Source organism: Sulfitobacter indolifex, from assembly GCF_022788655.1.
In the GTDB taxonomy this organism is placed as follows: Bacteria; Pseudomonadota; Alphaproteobacteria; order Rhodobacterales; family Rhodobacteraceae; genus Sulfitobacter; species Sulfitobacter indolifex.
On record NZ_CP084951.1, the window covers coordinates 2763075 to 2780862 of the forward strand.

General features: G+C 52.5%; 14 protein-coding genes and 1 pseudogene. 7 read left to right on the forward strand and 8 right to left on the reverse strand.

Translation table 11 applies throughout. The features are described from left to right. Positions 1 to 141 precede the first annotated feature (141 nt). Positions 142 to 456, forward strand: coding sequence for an antitoxin Xre/MbcA/ParS toxin-binding domain-containing protein (locus DSM14862_RS21935; protein WP_113075652.1), 315 nt, complete (start codon positions 142 to 144; stop codon positions 454 to 456). Between the two features lie 1211 nt (positions 457 to 1667). On the opposite strand, the pseudogene DSM14862_RS13575 reads toward DSM14862_RS21935, so the two are convergent. The 3 genes and pseudogenes from DSM14862_RS13575 to DSM14862_RS13585 all read right to left on the reverse strand — a co-directional run. After that, positions 1668 to 2215, reverse strand: a pseudogene (locus DSM14862_RS13575) (ZIP family metal transporter); the annotation flags it as partial. A gap of 45 nt (positions 2216 to 2260) precedes the next feature. After that, positions 2261 to 3550, reverse strand: coding sequence for an NAD(P)/FAD-dependent oxidoreductase (locus tag DSM14862_RS13580; RefSeq protein WP_007117838.1), 1290 nt, complete (start codon positions 3548 to 3550; stop codon positions 2261 to 2263). Positions 3551 to 3565: 15 nt separating this feature from the next. Then, positions 3566 to 4162 (reverse strand): helix-turn-helix domain-containing protein, encoded by a 597-nt coding sequence (locus tag DSM14862_RS13585; protein ID WP_007117839.1) that lies wholly within the window; start codon positions 4160 to 4162, stop codon positions 3566 to 3568. Between the two features lie 141 nt (positions 4163 to 4303). On the opposite strand from DSM14862_RS13585, the gene DSM14862_RS13590 reads away from it, so the two are divergent. The 3 genes from DSM14862_RS13590 to DSM14862_RS13600 are packed head-to-tail and all read left to right on the forward strand — an operon-like array spanning position 4304 to position 6500. After that, positions 4304 to 5065 (forward strand): ABC transporter substrate-binding protein, encoded by a 762-nt coding sequence (locus tag DSM14862_RS13590; protein WP_007117840.1) that lies wholly within the window; start codon positions 4304 to 4306, stop codon positions 5063 to 5065. Between the two features lie 50 nt (positions 5066 to 5115). After that, positions 5116 to 5769 (forward strand): amino acid ABC transporter permease, encoded by a 654-nt coding sequence (locus DSM14862_RS13595; RefSeq protein ID WP_007117841.1) that lies wholly within the window; start codon positions 5116 to 5118, stop codon positions 5767 to 5769. Continuing rightward, positions 5766 to 6500, forward strand: a complete 735-nt coding sequence (locus tag DSM14862_RS13600) for an amino acid ABC transporter ATP-binding protein (RefSeq protein WP_007117842.1) — start codon at positions 5766 to 5768, stop codon at positions 6498 to 6500. Before DSM14862_RS13595 ends, DSM14862_RS13600 begins: the two co-directional genes overlap by 4 nt. Before the next feature lie 143 nt (positions 6501 to 6643). Here DSM14862_RS13600 and DSM14862_RS13605 read toward each other — a convergent pair whose 3' ends face one another. The 4 genes from DSM14862_RS13605 to DSM14862_RS21940 form a co-directional block, all read right to left on the reverse strand. After that, complete coding sequence (locus DSM14862_RS13605) at positions 6644 to 7624, reverse strand: hypothetical protein (RefSeq protein WP_007117843.1); 981 nt, start codon at positions 7622 to 7624, stop codon at positions 6644 to 6646. Beyond that, a complete protein-coding gene (locus DSM14862_RS13610; RefSeq protein WP_007117844.1) occupies positions 7621 to 9798 on the reverse strand; it encodes a Mu transposase C-terminal domain-containing protein in 2178 nt (725 codons plus the stop codon). Before DSM14862_RS13610 ends, DSM14862_RS13605 begins: the two co-directional genes overlap by 4 nt. Further along, entirely contained in the window at positions 9795 to 10532 is a 738-nt protein-coding gene (locus DSM14862_RS13615) for a hypothetical protein (RefSeq protein WP_040700241.1), read from the reverse strand. The genes DSM14862_RS13610 and DSM14862_RS13615 overlap by 4 nt, the downstream gene beginning before the upstream one ends. A 499-nt stretch (positions 10533 to 11031) precedes the next feature. Continuing rightward, positions 11032 to 11598, reverse strand: a complete 567-nt coding sequence (locus tag DSM14862_RS21940; protein ID WP_040700243.1) for a transposase — start codon at positions 11596 to 11598, stop codon at positions 11032 to 11034. A 303-nt stretch (positions 11599 to 11901) separates the two neighbouring features. Here DSM14862_RS21940 and DSM14862_RS13620 point away from each other — a divergent pair, with 303 nt between their 5' ends. Together DSM14862_RS13620 and DSM14862_RS13625 are read left to right on the forward strand one after the other, a co-directional pair. After that, entirely contained in the window at positions 11902 to 12231 is a 330-nt protein-coding gene (locus DSM14862_RS13620; RefSeq protein WP_007117847.1) for a DUF2322 family protein, read from the forward strand. Between the two features lie 193 nt (positions 12232 to 12424). Then, the gene (locus DSM14862_RS13625) at positions 12425 to 13024 is read left to right on the forward strand and encodes a rhomboid family intramembrane serine protease (protein WP_243254275.1); all 600 of its coding nucleotides are present in this window, start codon (positions 12425 to 12427) and stop codon (positions 13022 to 13024) included. Positions 13025 to 13166: 142 nt separating this feature from the next. Here the strand turns inward: DSM14862_RS13625 and DSM14862_RS13630 are convergent, their stop codons facing one another. After that, the gene (locus tag DSM14862_RS13630; protein ID WP_131541658.1) at positions 13167 to 16955 is read right to left on the reverse strand and encodes a hypothetical protein; all 3789 of its coding nucleotides are present in this window, start codon (positions 16953 to 16955) and stop codon (positions 13167 to 13169) included. Between the two features lie 411 nt (positions 16956 to 17366). Here DSM14862_RS13630 and DSM14862_RS13635 point away from each other — a divergent pair, with 411 nt between their 5' ends. Next, the gene (locus tag DSM14862_RS13635; RefSeq protein ID WP_007117851.1) at positions 17367 to 17651 is read left to right on the forward strand and encodes a hypothetical protein; all 285 of its coding nucleotides are present in this window, start codon (positions 17367 to 17369) and stop codon (positions 17649 to 17651) included. Positions 17652 to 17788 lie beyond the last annotated feature (137 nt).

A 17788-nucleotide genomic window follows, 5' to 3' on the forward strand; every position in this document is an offset into this window, starting at 1 on the left:
ATATCGCGGGATGACCGCACAAGAACTAGCGGCCCGGGCCTCCGGGTCTTTCAGAAAATCGCAGATCGAGTTGGCTTAAGTTTGGCGGAACGTATCATCGTATTAGGCAACCCGAGCAGGTCCACCTATTATAGATGGTTGATGAAAGCGAACCACTACCGGCCGATCGCGCTTTCACCTGATACCCTTTTACGCATTGCAGCGATAATCGGAATCTACAGAGCTCTTACCTTCTTGTTTGAGGACGAAGCGCAAGGAAGGCGTTGGTTAAGAGGCATCCACAGGGGCCCTCATTTTGCGGGAAACTCCCCTCTGAGAAGCATGCTGGAGGGCGGGCTTGAGGGACACATGTCTGTGCGCCGCTACCTTGATGCATGGTGCAACGGCAGCTTGGATTCCGGAACGCACAGCGATAGCTTCAAGGCTGTCGCTGAACATGATCTCATTTTTGTTTGAGACGCCTCGCCGCCTAATCCCCCCTCGTAGATGACGACGAGGGAGCCAAGCCAAGCGGCTCTTTTGGTAGCCGATCCCACATCGTGCAATCAAAACGCCAGTTTGGACAATTGAGGTAGTGTTTCACAATTGTTTTCTACAATCCGTGCTGCCTCAAAACTTCCCACTTACAACTTTCAAAATGTCTGTCTCGCTGCGCTTCCTCTGCTGCATCCTTAGGTCTGGTTGGAGGCAGATAATACTGAACGCAATTTGAATGAGCCTGAGATTTTATCCGCTCTAGGGCACATGTGGTCACATCATTGGATGCCATCGGCAAACTACCGGTCGCGCATTCCTTACGGTAATAGGCCAATCTTTCCTCGGCGCTGGACTGCCAGAGAAACCAAGCAGGACCTCCGATGCGATCGGGGTCTGGCGTGCTACTGCCCCCACAATAACCGGTTGGGTTAAAGCAAAGGAGACGTTGGCTATTGGAGCAGGAGGCCATTGCGCCTCCCAATCCGACGACACCTACAATCAGCCATATGGCCTTTCTCATTACTATCGCTCCCTTATCGCCCTCTCTGCCCCCCATTTGGAATGGGCGGGCGACCTCCCCCCCCCACCAAGCCCCGTCTGCCAGCGTTGCTGTAGGGAACGGGTTGGAACTCTAGTATACTCCCAATCTCCATAGGAGGATATCAAGATGATGAAGTATGCTGCCGCCATAATAATTTTTCTGTCTTACACTCCACTTTCAGCGGAACAATTGGATATGGACTTCCTAATTGAGGAAGATGGTTGGGAAGATGGGTCGGGTAACCTGCTGTCCGAGGTCGTGGAAACTTCCGCTGACAGATAGGGGGGACGGACTGAGGTGCGGTCATGGTCCCACCGATCACCGCATCCCCCGGCATGGTGATACCATCCTTCGGCCTCTTTGCCTTCGTTCCCTTCGGAGAAATGCACAAACTGATACCGCGCACGGCTTTCTTGATGCGCTTATGCGACGTCTCACCCTCATCCAGCGTGAGCCGCAGTTCGGACATCAGTGCCACCTCAATATCCGCGCACCTTGGCGGCGCAGGCAGCGCAATCCGTGCCTGTGGCGTTCTACTCTTGCTGTGCCCTACTGCTGTCTGCCATCTCCGCACCCATTCTGGTTTTCCGGCAAATAGGCACATAAGACCTACAGCTACTGTAGCTCCACGCGCGCTTTGAAGTTTTCCTTATCCCAGCCAAACATCCAAAAATAGCATGATGACCGGCCCGACCGCTAAGCCCAATGTCGCTTTGTTCTGATGTCCATTACGATAGGTCTCGGGGATAATCTCGTGGCTGATGACGAACAGCATGGCACCGGCGGCAAATGCCAGCCCCCAGGGCAGCAACGGCTCTGACAGTGCAACAATGCCCGCGCCAAGCAATCCGCCGACCGGCTCGACCAGCCCTGTAAGTGCGGCAATTCCCCATGCTCGGCCCTTCGCATAGCCTTCACCCAAAAGCGCAACTGCGACGGCCAGACCTTCGGGCGCGTTTTGTAGGCCGATGCTAAGCGCCAGTGGCAGATCTCCCTCCAAACCATGTGCGCCAAATCCGACGCCCACTGCCAATCCCTCCGGAAAATTGTGGATCGTGATCGCAATGATGAAAAGCCAAACCCGGCGGAGCGACGCCGCTGCTGGCCCCTCGCGCCCTGTTCTGAAGTGTTCATGCGGCAGGAGCGTGTTCATCATCGCCCCCCCATGCCCAATAGGATCGCCAGACAAACGATTGCTACCATTCCATGTGAGTTAGAAGGAAAACCTCACGCTCGCGGCATTTAGCTCCACCTATCACGCAAATGAGACCAAGCAATTGTGGCCGCAACCGCCGGCTTGCGTAAGAAATGAAACGGGATCGGCTTTAATTTGCTGACAGGAAATCCTAGATCTCTTTCTTTAGTGCCAGACGCCCAATCCGCCAGCACTTTACCCAGGGCAGTGGCCATTGCTACGCCTCGCCCGTTGTAGCCAACCGCAGACATGACTCCCTCCCCGTGACTTGCTAAATGCGGATAATGGTCCGCTGTCATGGCAACAAATCCACCCCAGTGGTATCTGAATTCTGCTTCACTAAGCTGAGGATAGATTTGTCGGGTGATACTTTTCAGGGCGGCAAACTGTCGAGCCAGTCCTTTCTCCGAGTAATCGCCCCTTCCCCCCATCAAAAAACGCCCATCTTCATCAAACCGAAAATATAGCAAAAGCCTTCTGCTGTCTGACGCTGAATGACCTTTGGGAAGAATCTCTCTGCGAAGACCTTCGCTTAGCGGATCTGTAGCAATTTGGATCGAGCGGATGGGAACGATTGTTCGCTTTAACCTTGCAGAAACTTGATCCGTATATCCGTTCGTGCAAATCAGCACACGACGGGCGTGAAGGCTGCCCTCTGAAGTATGCAGGACATGTCGCCTCCCATCTTTCTCCACATTTAGCACTCGGCTTTGCGCATGAATGCTAGCGCCATGCCTAATTGCAGCTGATGCTAGACCAATCGCGTAGTTAAGTGGGTGCAATTGTCCACCACGTTCATCAATCATCGAACCGATATAAGCATCGGTGCCAAGCAGGTCCGCAGTTTCCGCTCTAGAGAGCATATGCAGCGGCGCTCCTCGTTTCACCCATTGGCGCACCCGTTCTTCTACCCCCGCTTTGGCACTAACATTATGAATCGGTTGTATCCAGCCAGGTCGAGAAAGCCCGCACTCGATGTCATTCTCCCGTATCAAGTTCGCTACCAGGTCAGCTGCGGAGGCCGATGTCTCAACTGCGCGTTTACCGAAGACCGGGCCAAAGAATGCCTCGACCGCATCTGGGTCGTCTTTCAAGCCAGGATTAATTTGCCCGCCATTGCGACCAGAGGCTCCCCAACCAGGTGTCTCTGCTTCAAGCACCACTACATTACTGCCGGACTTCGCTAGGTGCAGTGCGGCAGTTAAGCCCGTAAAACCGCCGCCAATGATAGCAACGTCGGCCTCATGTTGCCCTGCAAACACACTGCAAACCGGCGGCTCCTTAGAAGTGGCCGACCAAACAGAATTCGAGATACTCGGTAAGTCATTTTTTATCATACTAAAGTCTTCCTCTTAATAAACTGCTGGCGCCACAACCCAGAAGAGGTCTGCCTCAACATCCCCTAGAGCCCAAAACCGGATATGTTCTGTTGCGTCGAAAGCAAATGAATCGCCGGCTTCTACTTTGTGGACAACGCCGTTAACTTCGAGGGCCAATAAACCGGAGACAACGGTCCCGCACTTTGCGCCAGAACCATGATTGTAGGGCTTTTCTCCACTTGATCCGCCTGGCCGTATTACGAGGCGCATCATTTGAATTCCTGAACAACTGTCAGGGGTCATCAATTCCTTAATCATCCCCTTGCTACCTAGGTCCAGAAAGCGCCGCTGATGCCGACGAACAACAACTTGACCAGGCTGCCTACCACCTCCATCGAACAGCCATGACACGGGCATTTCTAAAGCGTTACAAATCGCACTCAGCGTTTTGACGGACGGCATCGAAATGCCACGCTCCACCTGGCTAATGAGGCCTACTGAAACCTGCGCTTTCGCCGCGATATCCTTAAGTGACATGTTGCGCACTTTGCGACGCTGCCTGAGTCGGCGACCCAGTGTGTTGTCGGACTCTGCCTCAGCGCGGTCCGGCTTCGCGGGTTCGTTTTCCATGAAAAATTTACTTCCTAACACATGATTGACAATCTCATCGCACTTCGTTCACAGTGAAATAATTAGACCAGATTTTCAATATTAATTTACTGATGATCCTCAGATGTCTAGTATAAAGAGAAAAACAGGGAGAATTGTAACATGAACTTCATAACCAGCCTGAAAAATTTGCGCGTTATAGCCTTAGCCGTGGGCCTATCAGCCGCCGCCATGGAACCTGCCATGGCTCAAGACCTTAAAGTAGGCTCAACACCTACAGGCGTTCCGTTTACCTTCCTAAACGTTGAAACAAACCAGATTGACGGCATCATGGTCGACATAATGAAGGCTATTGCTGAAGAGGAAGGCTTTGACGTAGAGATTAACGCGACACAATGGTCAGCGCTTATCCCGTCACTTACAGGGGGGAAGATAAGCATAATCGCAGCTGCGATGTATGCAACACCCGAACGTGCCGAAGTCGTCTCTTTCAGCGAAACTGTCTATTCTTACGGCGAAGGTCTATTCGTTAAATCCGACAATGAAACTGCTTACTCATCCGTGAAGGATATGGAGGGCCTAACTGTCGGTGTGCAGGTTGGCACATCATATAAAGACGCATTAGAGGCGAGCGGTCGTTTTGACGACATTAAAGTGTATGACAGCATCGCAGACATTATGCGGGATGTAGCCTTGGGACGCATTGACGCAGGCTTCGGTGACTATCCAATTGTGGCCTATCAACTTGCGAAAGGAACCTCAGAAGTGCGCCTTGTGCAGGAATACGAAGCGCTAGCACCAGGCAATGTAGCCATCGCAGTCCGCAAAGATGACACAGAACTTCTGGGGAAGATAAATAATGGATTGAAGAGCATTCGCGAGAACGGAGAGCTAGACAAAATCTTGGTCAAGTGGGGTCTATAATAACGCAATGGGCAGGTATTTTTTTGCCTGCCCAAATCGGAGAAAACTAGATGAATCACTTCCTAGAAAAATCGGTGCAATACTTCCCTCTGCTACTAGAAGGCGTTACCCTCACGCTGGTGACGACGTTGGCCGCTATGGTTCTAAGCACCATGCTCGGATTGATTTGGGCGATGATGCTCTGGTCAAAGTTCCGAACACTCAGGGTGATCAGCCGTAGTTTTATTACAATAATTCGCGGCATCCCGATTATCGTGCAACTGTTCTACATTTACTTTGTATTGCCCGAATTAGGCATAAACCTCACCGCATTGCAGGCTGGTATAATAGGACTCGGCCTAGCCTATTCAGCATATCAGGCGGAGAACTTCCGCGCTGGAATCGAAGCCATCGACAAAGGGCAGATAGAGGCAGCATACTCAATCGGCATGACGGACCGCATGATTATGCGTCGCGTTATCCTTCCGCAAGCTATCCGGATAGTTTTACCACCCTTCGGAAATACAATAATCATGCTTTTGAAGGATTCATCTCTGGTTTCTACCATTACGGTTGCCGAATTGACACGACAGGGACAACTTATTGCTTCTTCTACTTTCGACAACATTACCGTGTATACACTTGTGGCCATAATGTATTTGGGAATGGCCCTGCCCCTTACATACCTTACCCGAAACCTTGAAAAGAGATATTCAAAGATATGATTTTAGTTGACAATATCCGGAAGTCCTATGGGGCCCTAGAGGTCATCAAAGGTGTAAATTTCGAAGTAAAAAAGGGCGAGGTCGTCTGTATTATCGGACCGTCGGGATCAGGGAAATCCACCATCTTGCGGTGCATCAATGGGCTAGAAAGTTATGACAGCGGCGTTATTTCGTTTGATGGAGTAACGGTAGATCCGTCCGACAGAAGTATAGCGGGCATTCGAACGCACTTATCAATGGTATTTCAACGTTTTAACCTATTTCCGCACCGGACAGTTCTAGCCAATGTAACTGAGGGCCCCGTTCAAGTTAAACGAGAGAGCAAAGAAAAATCTCGCAAATTGGCAGTTGAACTCCTGACAAAAGTCGGACTAGGAGACAAGTTAGATGCCTATCCACAAAATTTGTCTGGTGGCCAACAGCAACGCGTGGCCATTGCCCGCGCCTTGGCCATGCGACCAGACGCAATTTTGTTCGACGAACCTACTTCAGCCTTGGATCCTGAACTTGTAGGTGAGGTTCTCGCGGTTATGCGCGATCTGGCAAACGAAGGGATGACTATGATCGTCGTAACCCATGAAATGGGGTTCGCAAGAGAGGTTGCTGACCGGGTTCTCTTTCTAGAATCAGGCGTTATCGTCGAAGAAGGACCGGCTAAAGATTTGCTCCGCAATCCAAAGCATGAACGCACTCAGGATTTCCTTCACCGCGTCATCAACCCACTCGATTAACTGGTATGCCCTTATAGTTTTCCATATTACTCCACTGCGTCAACGCAAACAGCTGAAACTAGGACCCAATTAATTGGATCAAAAAATTGATATCGGTGATCTCGTAACCCCTAATATGTGAACCTGTTCCTATCGCAAATCCTTTATCTCTCGTTTTGATAGCTATCGATAGACTTCAGGAACGGGTTGTCGCGACGAAACATGGTTTCATAACTGTCATGCGTGAACGGGGTCACGAAACGAGGCATTTGGGTTTTGTTGACCCAGGCATCAATGAAATGTTCCCGGTCAAGCGAAGTCGCTCGCTTCACACAAGCTGATCCGATTGCATCCAAGGTAATCCTAATCAGCAACCCCCAACGGAATGCTGCAGCGGATGAGAGCCGCTGATAGAAATCTTCCCCCGCCAAATCTGGTGAGACTGGGACCTTTCCGTTGATCGCATAGCTGCCGACAATTTCATGTATGGTCTGAAGATCATCGGGAAGGGCGATGTCATCAAAATGAAACTTAGTCATCAAATCAAATAACTGCGGCTCACTTTGGATATAGCCTCCGAGCTCGTCGACACCTGTGAAAATCAGCATCAAAGGCCAATCCTGATTTTTAATAAGGCTCTTAAAGGAGTCTATGGTCGCAATGACATCTGCTTCAGGTTTTTTGCGGAAGATATGCTGAACCTCATCATAGTGAATTCCCACAACACCCTGAAATTTAGCCTGAATTATCACTTTCTCCCAAATCCGATCCTGGGTGGATCGGGAAGAATCGGCGATATGGTATTCGAGGGCCTTGGCGGTCTTTCTTCCGAGGCCCTTCCACCCCGATTTGCCGTCCAAAAGGCAACTGGCGATGCGAGCCGGCACACCGGAAGGCAACATGGCCTTACTATCGTTGAACTTCGTGACGAGATGCCCAACTTCGGTGCTTTTCCCGGAACCCGATTTGCCTGTGACAAGAAGGCCTTCTGCTTCAAAACGCCCGCCGCCTTGTAGGTTGCCTAGATGGCGGCTGAAAATCTCGGCCAAAGCCGTTTGGAGCTTATTGCTTCGTTCAAATTGGTAGTGTTGCCGGGAGAAATGCGCAGCAGTATCTCTGATTTCGGGAATGATAAACGGATTCACAGTTTGCTTACCTTGATTGGTGCGAATGTTGCCGGCTTGGCGGCAGATGCTGCATCCGCAGGTGCAGACTGCTGAGCGGGGGATGGCGGACCGGTCACTTTGTGGATGGCCGGGTGCTCCCTGCGGTCCATGATGCCACTGGGCGGAACGGTTGGCGCTGACGGCCCTGATGGGACGAACTCCACCGCCAACAGAGCATCAGCTGCTTTTTGCAGTGCCTCGACGCCCAAATAGCTGTCGGGCACCAGTGGTGACGAGAAGAAGCCCGCTTCCTTCGCCCGCCGCTCTCTTGCCTTCCAAAGATGATCCTCATGGAGCTGCCGCTTGACAGGATTCGCTGCAATAGCGGCCGTCATCAACTCAATTGCCTCATTAAGCGTCAGGTCATTGAGCGCCGTCATAGTCAGTCTTGCGTGCAGAGTCTTGGTGGTGCCCTCGATGGTAATGGTTACTTTCCGAATATCATCAGGATCAAGATGGACCGTGACCTTCTTATCCGCTGCCTTGTCAGCATATTGCTGCAATTCCGTGGAGTTGTAGGGGAGGTTAAAGACTTTCACCCCTTCTGACGTCACAGAGACAGTCCGGCTCACACCAAGGTGAACACGTCGATCTTCCTGACTGGGCGGTTCAATGGGTCCGTAAGTTTCAAAAATCTCTTCCATCTTTTGATAACGCGTTGCCTTGAACATCCCTGTTCCTCGACTTTCTGCAAAAGGATACTCATCCACGAAATAGCGCGTGATGATGCCAAAAAGCTGTTCATGGGTCAGTTTGGCGCTGCCTTTCGGATCATATCCTGGCAATTCACCAGGCTTGCTTCCAGCGTAGCCTGGCAGGAAGTTCAACACCTGCCATTGCAATGTGCCAAACTTGCTCTCAACATACGGTTTATCAGTGGCGTGATAGGTGCGTCCATCGATTGCGGTCATATCGACGCCAAGCTCCCCAGCCTTGATTTTCCCGTTGCGTGTTGCCGTCCCGTTGTCTGCCGAACTGATCATCAATCCCACTGCAGGAGCAGGTTCGCGTTCGCACCCATAGCGAACCTTCTCAGGAGTTTTGTCCCGCGTTGCCATGCGAAACAAAGCCATACTGTGGTCGGCATCGGCTGTTTCCGAAAGAACCCAACCGAGTGGCATGCCTGAAGCAACATCAGATGTAAGGTGGAGCCACGACCTTTGAATTTCGTCTGGATCAAGCTCATCAGATTTCTTCGCAGCTTCCGAGCGGCTCATCGTCCGACAACGCAGCTGACCAGATTTATCAGTAAAGATCGACAACAATACCTGATCAACCTCGGTCCTCTCCCCGAACATCAAAGCTCGAATATCAGTGGATCCTGCTCCTCTAAGGTTTGGCCCCTGCCGTTTTCCCTCACGACCAAGTGTCTTGATGGTGGCAGAGACCGCTTTGAGGCGAGTGCGGATTGTTGTGATGGACGGAAATTCAAATCCTTGTGCAATGCCCTCTACAGCCGGAAGGAATTGGGTTTTCGCCAAATCGAACAACGGAGCCAGCTTCACTTTGGTCTCATTAAGAAAGTGGGTTATAACATAGTCGATGAAACGCTCTTGGAACGTATTCAATTTCTTACGGGCTTCCCCCTGAGGCCCCTTGAGGTTCTCCCGGTGCATCAAAGCTACCGGATTTTCACCATACTCCCGGTAAAGCTTAAGGTATTTCTGCAGTGTCCGCCCGCTCAGAATTTCAAAATTTGCCTCAGTCTTTCCTGTCCGGCGTGCGGTGAACATCCCCTTTTTACCGCCGATTTCATCCCCAAGCTTTTTTAGGCGCTTCCTTATGTCTGCCCGACCAAGAAACCTCTGTGTAATCTTGTGCCCTTCTGCCTCCAGACGCTCGATTGCGAGAACCAGGATCAGGCGTTTCCTAACATCGACCTGCTCCTTGGCAGGGAGCTGTGCCACCCGCGTATATCCACCTGTAAAGTCGGAAAGCCGCTTCTCAGATTCCAACTGAGACGGCGAAATGATCTCACAGTCTCTCGCGCGAATAGCATCAGAAATTCGTTTAGAAGTTATCGTTGTGCATTCACCATCGTCGAGCCCCTCAACAGCATACCCTTCCGGTTCCTCACCCATGACCTCCCAACGGCGGCCCTCGAGAATAAGGCGAGCTCCGATAGAAACTTTGTAGAGGGGCTTGTGTGTCATGCGTTCAACCACACCCGAGAATAGATGTTGATGACCGCGTGCCAATTTGCCCCAAGCACTCCACGGGCGATGAGCCTCATGGCACACTGCCAGCTTTTCGCTGGAGGCAGATCGCTGCTGGCGATCAGATCTTGGAGAAGCCAAAAGCTAGTGTTCCTGGCGACAGCTTCTACATAGTTGTCTGCTTCAGGGTCCGGACGTTGATACAGGTGCCACGCCCGACGCAAATTGTCGCGATATGCACGTGTGAAATCATCTCCGTTCACTGCGAACGCCTCATCCGCAAAGTCACATGGAATCCAGTCAAAGATGGCGTTGATCTCGTCTTGGATCTTACGCGTTTTCAATTGAGAGGTGTTTTTGACGTAAATCGCGCGCTTAAAACCATCTTCGAATGTAATCCGAATATCAAAGAAATGGTTTCTTGCCTTCTTCTGCCCAGGGATCCGGTATTGGAATGCTGGCAGTTGAACCTCTATGCCATGAAATCCAGGGGACATAAGCGCCACAAGAGCAACAGCAGATTCTGCCTCACTCGCAAAATGATAGACTTTACGCTGGCTGCCTGTTGCTGGTGTGGCAAATGCCATCGACACACGATGCGCGGTATTGCTCCGTGTCAAAGGATTGAGTGCCCCGTCAAACGGCAGGACCCCATAGATTGGATCGACCACTAGCGCGGGCAATTTAGCTGTTCTACGCGGTGTTGGGTCGTGACCTTCAGGCAAAGACATAGCGGTTCCAGTCCCGGAAACGATGGCTCCGGGGGTTGATGGTTTCATTCAAGGCATTGACCGCACTTGCCGGGGTCGTTTTCGACCTCTAAGTTGACAAGAGATATGAGGGCAGTCGTGGCCCCAACTTTCAGCGCGCGCCATCCATTGGTGCGCGCTTTTTCATTTTTGGTTTCTTGCCAACCTCCTTTTGGCGGGGGGCCTGGTTCAACCGAACGCAGGCCGAGTTTTCACAACATGAATATGGAGTCAATCTTCGTTTAGAATCATATATTTAGATAAATAAACGCCACTTCATTTTTCAAATCGTTATCAGTTCTTCCGGGCAGAAAAATTTCTTTTCAACGAAATGAATTCCACTTCAGAAATTACCTATTCAGCCCTTTCGCTGGTTGCGCATCGTCTAAAAACGCTCTTCGTTCGATGAGAGAATAAGGCACCATATCTTGTATGCATAGCCCGCCGCAGCGCAAAGACGTGGACAAAGTGTATGCTTAACTCAGCTGTCGCGCTGTGAACCGGATAGTTGCAACTCAACCAACCACCGCAAATGGTCGTAGCTGTATGCAGCTATCCTTGGCGGTAAACTCGATGCCCGGATACATACAGCAGCACCCAGAAAATTCCGTCCGCCTCTGTCAATATCGGCAACCACTACTTTCCGAATCCGCCGCGCGGCCACGTATTGAACGCCAAGCTCTTGAGCCAATGCATGCCCAGATATGTGATATTGTAGAGAACTGCTCACGTAGTATTGGATCAGTGATTCGACGGCCTGAAACCACATTCCGAGCGGTAGCCGAGTGCGGTGCAAGGCGGTGTCTGATGTAACTGAAAACTGGTGCCGACAACTTCTGCATTGAAAGCGCGAGCGTGTTTCAATCCAGGTGATGCTGGTTCCTCGACATCGGCCACAGGTCGGACCTTGCGGCCACCGAACCTCGCGGAGGCGTTCAATTCGCGACTGCTCGTCCGGAAAGTAGCCTGCAACACCCTCTTCCGGCAGTGACAGGGCCATGGTCAGCCAGTGAATGTGCTTAAGCTCTCTTTGACCCATCTTGCTCATTGCACATCTTTCAGCTTGGCGACCGACTTGGCATCCCCAAATTCCGATAGCGGCTCGTTCAATCCGAATTTTCCGCGCAAGTAGATGGGTGCCTTTGAATAAACAATTTCACAAACTCTGGTCCCGATGAAGGCGAATTTCCTGCCCAACATTCATTCGCAGGAGCCAGAGCCCTCCCTCTCTCGCTGCGTGAACGATGCCTATGCTGCGCAGGCGTGGAGCCTAGACCGGGCTTCTGAGCATCGCTTAGCGGTCCTTGGTTTGGTATGGGCGGTTCAGAATGACACTTGAAAGGACAGCCCAATGAATCAGCCCGTTTCTCCGTTCGAGGAGAACCTTCAGAGCCTGCCATCCATTGACGGGATCGGAAGATTGGAGTTGCTGGATGCCGCAGGGGATGTGGTCGCGTCCATCGAGAACCAACCGGGCAAGCAAGGGTCCCTGGCCGTCTACCAATACCTGCTCACGACGTTCGGGATTCTGAATGCCGAGGCTGCGTCACACGGACTAGCAGTCTTTGCGGAACATACCGAGGACGCGCAAAACCGACCCGGTGCGCATCCGAACATCGACCGCCTGTTCGAGATTCAAGGCGGCGGTGCGCCTTTGACAATGCAGATCGAGGAGCGGTAACCGCCTCGGCTGCCGCTGGAACAGCACTGATATAATCTAAGGCTGTGATACCGGGAAAAGGTGTGCCTGCACCGTTATTTCCAGCAGCAACTCTTAGCGTGATCCAGCCCCCTGTCCGGACGACCGGGTGGGGCTGTCCTGCCGGGCGTCTTTAACAACGGTTGCCCCCAAGCCGTCGATTACCATCGGCTTCATGAGACGTCAGAACCAGATGCACGCCTTTCTGCGCAGAGCAGCGGCGCTTGCCGCCTTCGTCGCTCTGCTGAGGGCGACTCAAATCGTCAATTGGACCAGTGGCTATGGCTTGAACCCAGCCTTCGGCCTGATCCCGCGACACGTCAGTGGAATGGGCGGGATTGTCGCGATGTCCCTGCTGCATGGCAGTTTCGCCCACCTTGTTGCGAACACGCTGCCTCTGCTCGTAATGGGGGGACTGCTGATGGCGACCGCAACACGGTCCTTGCTGGCTGTGAACATGATGGTAATCGTGCTCGGAGGTGGCCTCGTCTGGATACTCGGTAGCCCGGCAATACACGTCGGCGCATCGGGGTTGATCTTCGGCTGGTTCGGCTTCCTGATCGCGCGAGGTTTAGTGGATCGCTCACCCGTGACACTGGGGGCCGCAGTCGTCATTGGGGCGCTCTACGGCTTCCTCCTGTGGGGCGTGCTGTCGGGGCAACCTGGCGTGTCTTGGGAAGCCCACCTGTTCGGCGCCCTCGCGGGCGTTGCGACCGCTCTCCTGCTCAGAAGCCCGGTCCGTGCTCCACGCCTGCGCAGCGTTGACCGGCCATAAGGAACGACTTTTTCGGCCCACAGCGGCCATTGACCATGGCCGCCGGATGCTGCGGTGCGGCTCGTCATTCCGGCCATTCGCTGCGTTTGCACAATTTGATGATTGGAGAGCTCCATTGCCTGCGGGACCTTGCGGAACTCGCTTATGGACGCCAACGCTCACCTACTGCGGCTTGGTCATCATGTCGTGATGCATCCCTTTCGTAGTCCTCTGCAATCGAGATCAGCATAGTAGATACTCTTGGATGTGAGTTCCCGTAACGAGTTGAAAGTTCTCGATAGCGTAAGGCGAGATGCCGTTCCTGCTCTCCGCCATCGTAAGGACCGCGACTAGTTACACCGCGTGCATTGCTTACGCCCATCTTGAACCGATTTCGCAATTCAGTGTTCTCCGGACGATTCATGAAGTCCAGGATGCTGTCAGGTAACCAATCGCCCCACGATCTTTGCCGCGCAAAGCGTGCTATCAGCCCGCTAAAGTGTATCTCTGCGACCTCTTTACGGTCGACTTCAGCGGCGAGCCGCAACGCGGTATCAGCCCATTGGTTAAATGTATTTCCATCGATTGCCCCATCTGCATCGCAGCCGGGGACTTCATTCCAGCCTCGTAAGGCATGATATGCCAATCTCGCCAGAAGCTCTCGTCGTTCTTGAGTGAACTCAGCATGAGCCGGTTCATCGCTACCGTCCCTTCGTGCATATTGCCATTGTAGCAATTGGACAAAAAACTCAGGATCACGTGCAAGTTCTCGGTGGACTGCGAGAGTGCGCTCGTGATTGCGGTGTCCATGATTGCAAAGCATCGGAACGAAAGGCAGCTCGAGATTTGCTATTTGCTCATCGGACATTTGACCTGCCGCATCGAGACGCTGGAAAACACCGTTCAGTCTGTATGAATCTGGAAACGGTCCGTCCGGTTCTTCACCATACGCGACAGCCTGAAGGATGTGTGTCCACTGATCTACAGGCAGGCGTTCTGGAGTGTATGCAACAGCAGAAAACGCAGAGCGAGGTCGATTGACTTCGAGGAGCCTTCGAATTGCATATTCGGCGTCGTTCGGTTCTGTGTCGTCCCGGATGTGTATGGAGACCGAACTCCAGTAGGCAGATGCCACATCATCCCCCAAAGCCTCTGCGGCCTCCCAACCACAAGTGCGACAGGGCAGGTGCTCTGCAAATCGTTTCTTAGTTCCTTCGTCTTGGAGGACCGCTCTTGCCTCGAGATCGTTGCAAATTGTGGGTAAGTCTATGAGGCCTGCATTCCAAAGAAGCTGTCTCAGGAATGCGTTGGACGCCTCGTTTGCTTCTTCGCCCAATATGGTTTCAATCCAGTTTGCTACGGAGTCCGGAGGCGTGTCAGGAGAAACCAGAAGCCGCGCGACAATATCCGGTTGATTGACACTAAGAGCAAAAGGGAGGACTGCGTCATCTCCTAATTGATCTCGAATTTCCGTAAGTGCGGCCCTGCGGTGCTCTTCGACAAGCGTTTCTCGCTGCTGCCAAGTCAAACGCCCCTCTGCCTCTTCTCCCTCCAATGCGCGCCATTCAACATAGCCGTTTTCGAACAGCCAACGGTGACGCGCAGTCGGGTCTTGAGGTTCAAGTGCTTCTTCCATTTGACGAAGCGCCGCGATGAGTTGTTCTGCTCCTTCCTCTTCATCGTATGCACGCATGGTTTCTCGTCTTCGAAGTATATGTCGAAGTTCTGCTTTGTCATCGTCGGAAGCATCACCTGCCCAACGCTCAACCTCGTTGACTAGACGTTCCAGATCGTCTGGGTGAAGGCGTGTCGCAACCTCAATAAAACTCTCGAGTTCGTTTCTGTCGCATGGCACCAAATCCAGCATCAAGTTGCTCGACTCGATTGCAACTTCAAGAACCTCCGCATCGTTTGGTTCGGGAACCTGCTCCAAGATTTCGAGCCATTGTGGCCTCGCGGTTCTGGACGCAAACCCCGGCCCACCTCTTGGTAGCAAAGAGATACAAATATCGATTACTGGGCCGCGAAAGCGGGTAGAGAGATCGCGCAAAACCCTCATTCTATCTGCGGCTCCAAGCGCGGTGGCTGGAAGCCATGCCAAGAACAATGATCGAGCAGTCGATTGCGGGGAGTTCGACCAATTGTCTTGAACTTCAAGTGCTCTCAGATCGAACACAATTTCTGCCACACGGGCGAAGAAAGCTGGTTGCCATGCCAACAACTCCAATGCCCAAAGTAATTCTGTTCTAAGGCATTCGCCGCTGATGCCACCTCCTACAGTTCCCATGATTGCGCTGATGGCTGGAACGGGGCGTCGAAGTTCGTGTTCCAAGCAATCCAAGAATGCAGTGGGTGAGGCTTCGGCAAGCGTGCGAAGTTGACCGCGAATGGTAAGCCAGCGTTCCTCGTTGGCGTTGTGCATTAACGCTCGAACAACTTGTTCCGCGCGATGCGCAACGTTGATCCCTAACCTGTCGCCGCAAAGTCCATTTCCGTATATTGACAAGATGCAAAGTGTGTCGCCGATACCCGATAACAGCGCGCCCGAATAACTGCGTTCGTGACCTAGGACGTTGGCCATCCACCATTGATCTTGGGGAAGGTCGAGCGCAGGGTCGCGATCTCCCAAAAGCTCTGGAACCAGTTCGAAGAAACGGTCCAAGTCGGCTCGTTCAACATATTGCCCAACAGCGAAAAGCGCGTCGAGTTGTGAGACAACTATGTTGACGCTCCCGTAGCGAGCAATTGGAGCGTCTTCCAAGGCCAACAAGTCGTCGCGAACTTGCTTGATATCCCCGTCTTCAAGATTGCCGAGAAGCTGGATTACGGCTTCATCAGTGTTTCCGCCTTCCGCCCAAGAACCTGCCAATGCAAATGGAAGTAGCAGACGCGCTGACGGGCGATCTCGCGCCCAAATCGGACGTCTAACATCGGGGTCATTCGATAGTTGCCGACGCAAAACTGGCACAGAATGACCCGTCTTCAAGGCAATGTTTTCGGCTTCGTCTTGCGGAAGCCCCATGGCTTCCAGTTCCGAACGAAAAGTGCTCGAAGGAACATGAGACAACAGCAGTGCCTCTCTAACATCTAAGCGTCCCTTGGGATACGGACGAACAATCGTGACGTTTCTTCTGTCACCGAAGTCTAGCTCTTCTCCTTCGGTCAGATCGGCAACGACGATCAAGCGGTTAGAACTTGCCGGAATCCTTGCGTTGCCCGACGTTGCGACCAACGTTCGGTCAAGAATATCCAGTGCATCTGCTTGAATCAGTGTGGCAACTACGAATGCGACCGCTTCGCTCCGATCATCAGCCTGAACCGGGACGACTGCATCTCCATCCCGGAGCTTGGAAAGTAGCGTTTCCCTTTCATTGTGACGCCTCGACGAAACTAAGTTCATCGTGATTGGAGGGTTTGACGCTGTTGCCCAACCCTGCCACCACTCGTGCGGCGTCTTTAATGTAGGAGACGCAATACCAAATTTTTCGCCAAGCCAGCGAGAAGTGGCCGGTGCTTCTTCGAGCCATGTTTCTAAGTCGATTGCGTCATAGGCGTGAACCGAGGACCAGTTGCTTTCAAGAAGCTTCTCGGCAAGCCATTCGCCTTTGCCATTCCATCGTCTCGGAGTAACAAAGACATAACTGCTTTCTGCACGTTCAGCAGGCAAGGTCTCATCAGTTCGTTTTCTAAAGTCGTCTTCCGCCTTCGCCCGAGGGTTTTGGTTGCAACCTAGCTCCCAGACACTGACTCCCCCAGGAACTTTCGGTGTTGCCCGCTCATTCTCAACCTGACCGTCTAGGCCAGCTAGATCGACAGCTTCGTTGCCGGGGAACCGAATTGAAACCAATCCATTGGTCGTTTCTCGGATTAATCGCCGAACCAATATTGGCAAATTACTACGGCACTCATGACGGTCAGCCCAATGGCGTATTGCTGTTTCAGAAATTGGCATGTTTTCTCCAAAGTCAATGTGCTTAAAGCAGTTTTTGCCTTGAGGTATATCTGTAGTGTGTATGCTTCCAGTGATGACAACAAGCCCCACCGCTAGTCATGGCTTTTCGTTTAATAGCACGTCTCAACGTCAGCTTTTTCGCCGTCGACGAAGTTGCTAGCATCCGCAGCGAATGTCCGGAAACCGCCCTCCATGCTGTGAGCGCATCCGGCCCAGACCTGCCGCTCAGTCCCTGCCTGAACGCCGCGGTGCAGCTTCATCAGATCGACCATTCGTCCATTGCCCAGCATTTTGGAGGATGAAGGTCGGCAGGGCGGACGGTCAGACGATATGTTGCGAAGCCCCACGCCGTGTGTATTTCTTACCGAATGTGCTTCAGGAGACTGGGTATGAGCCTAATAGAGACCTACGATGATTTACTACGCAATTGCGCGGAATTGGAGGAAGCAAGGAGGGGGGGGTGGTCAGGTCAAGGGTCTCTATGCCGACCTGATCGGTCGAGGGGCGGTCTTCCTTGCCTATCTCACCGGCGATGGCATCGCCTTCGCCCCGTCGCGCTTCGTCGGATATACCGAAAACACCGTGCTTGGACATCAAAAGCTGGAGCAGCGGGATGGAAAAGAGACGAATAAGCGGGTCCGGGAATTTTGCGTGGCCAGTTCGGCTTCACAATCTGGAACCACGAGGATGATGTAGCCGAAGCGTATTACCTCGGATTTTGCGACCGGCTCGGCATTGAGCCTTGGAAGTCGAAGAAGACCTTCTGGATTACACCTGAGGTGGGAGACTGGCTTGAAAAAATATCGCCGGCCGCATTGATGCCCAGGAGATCG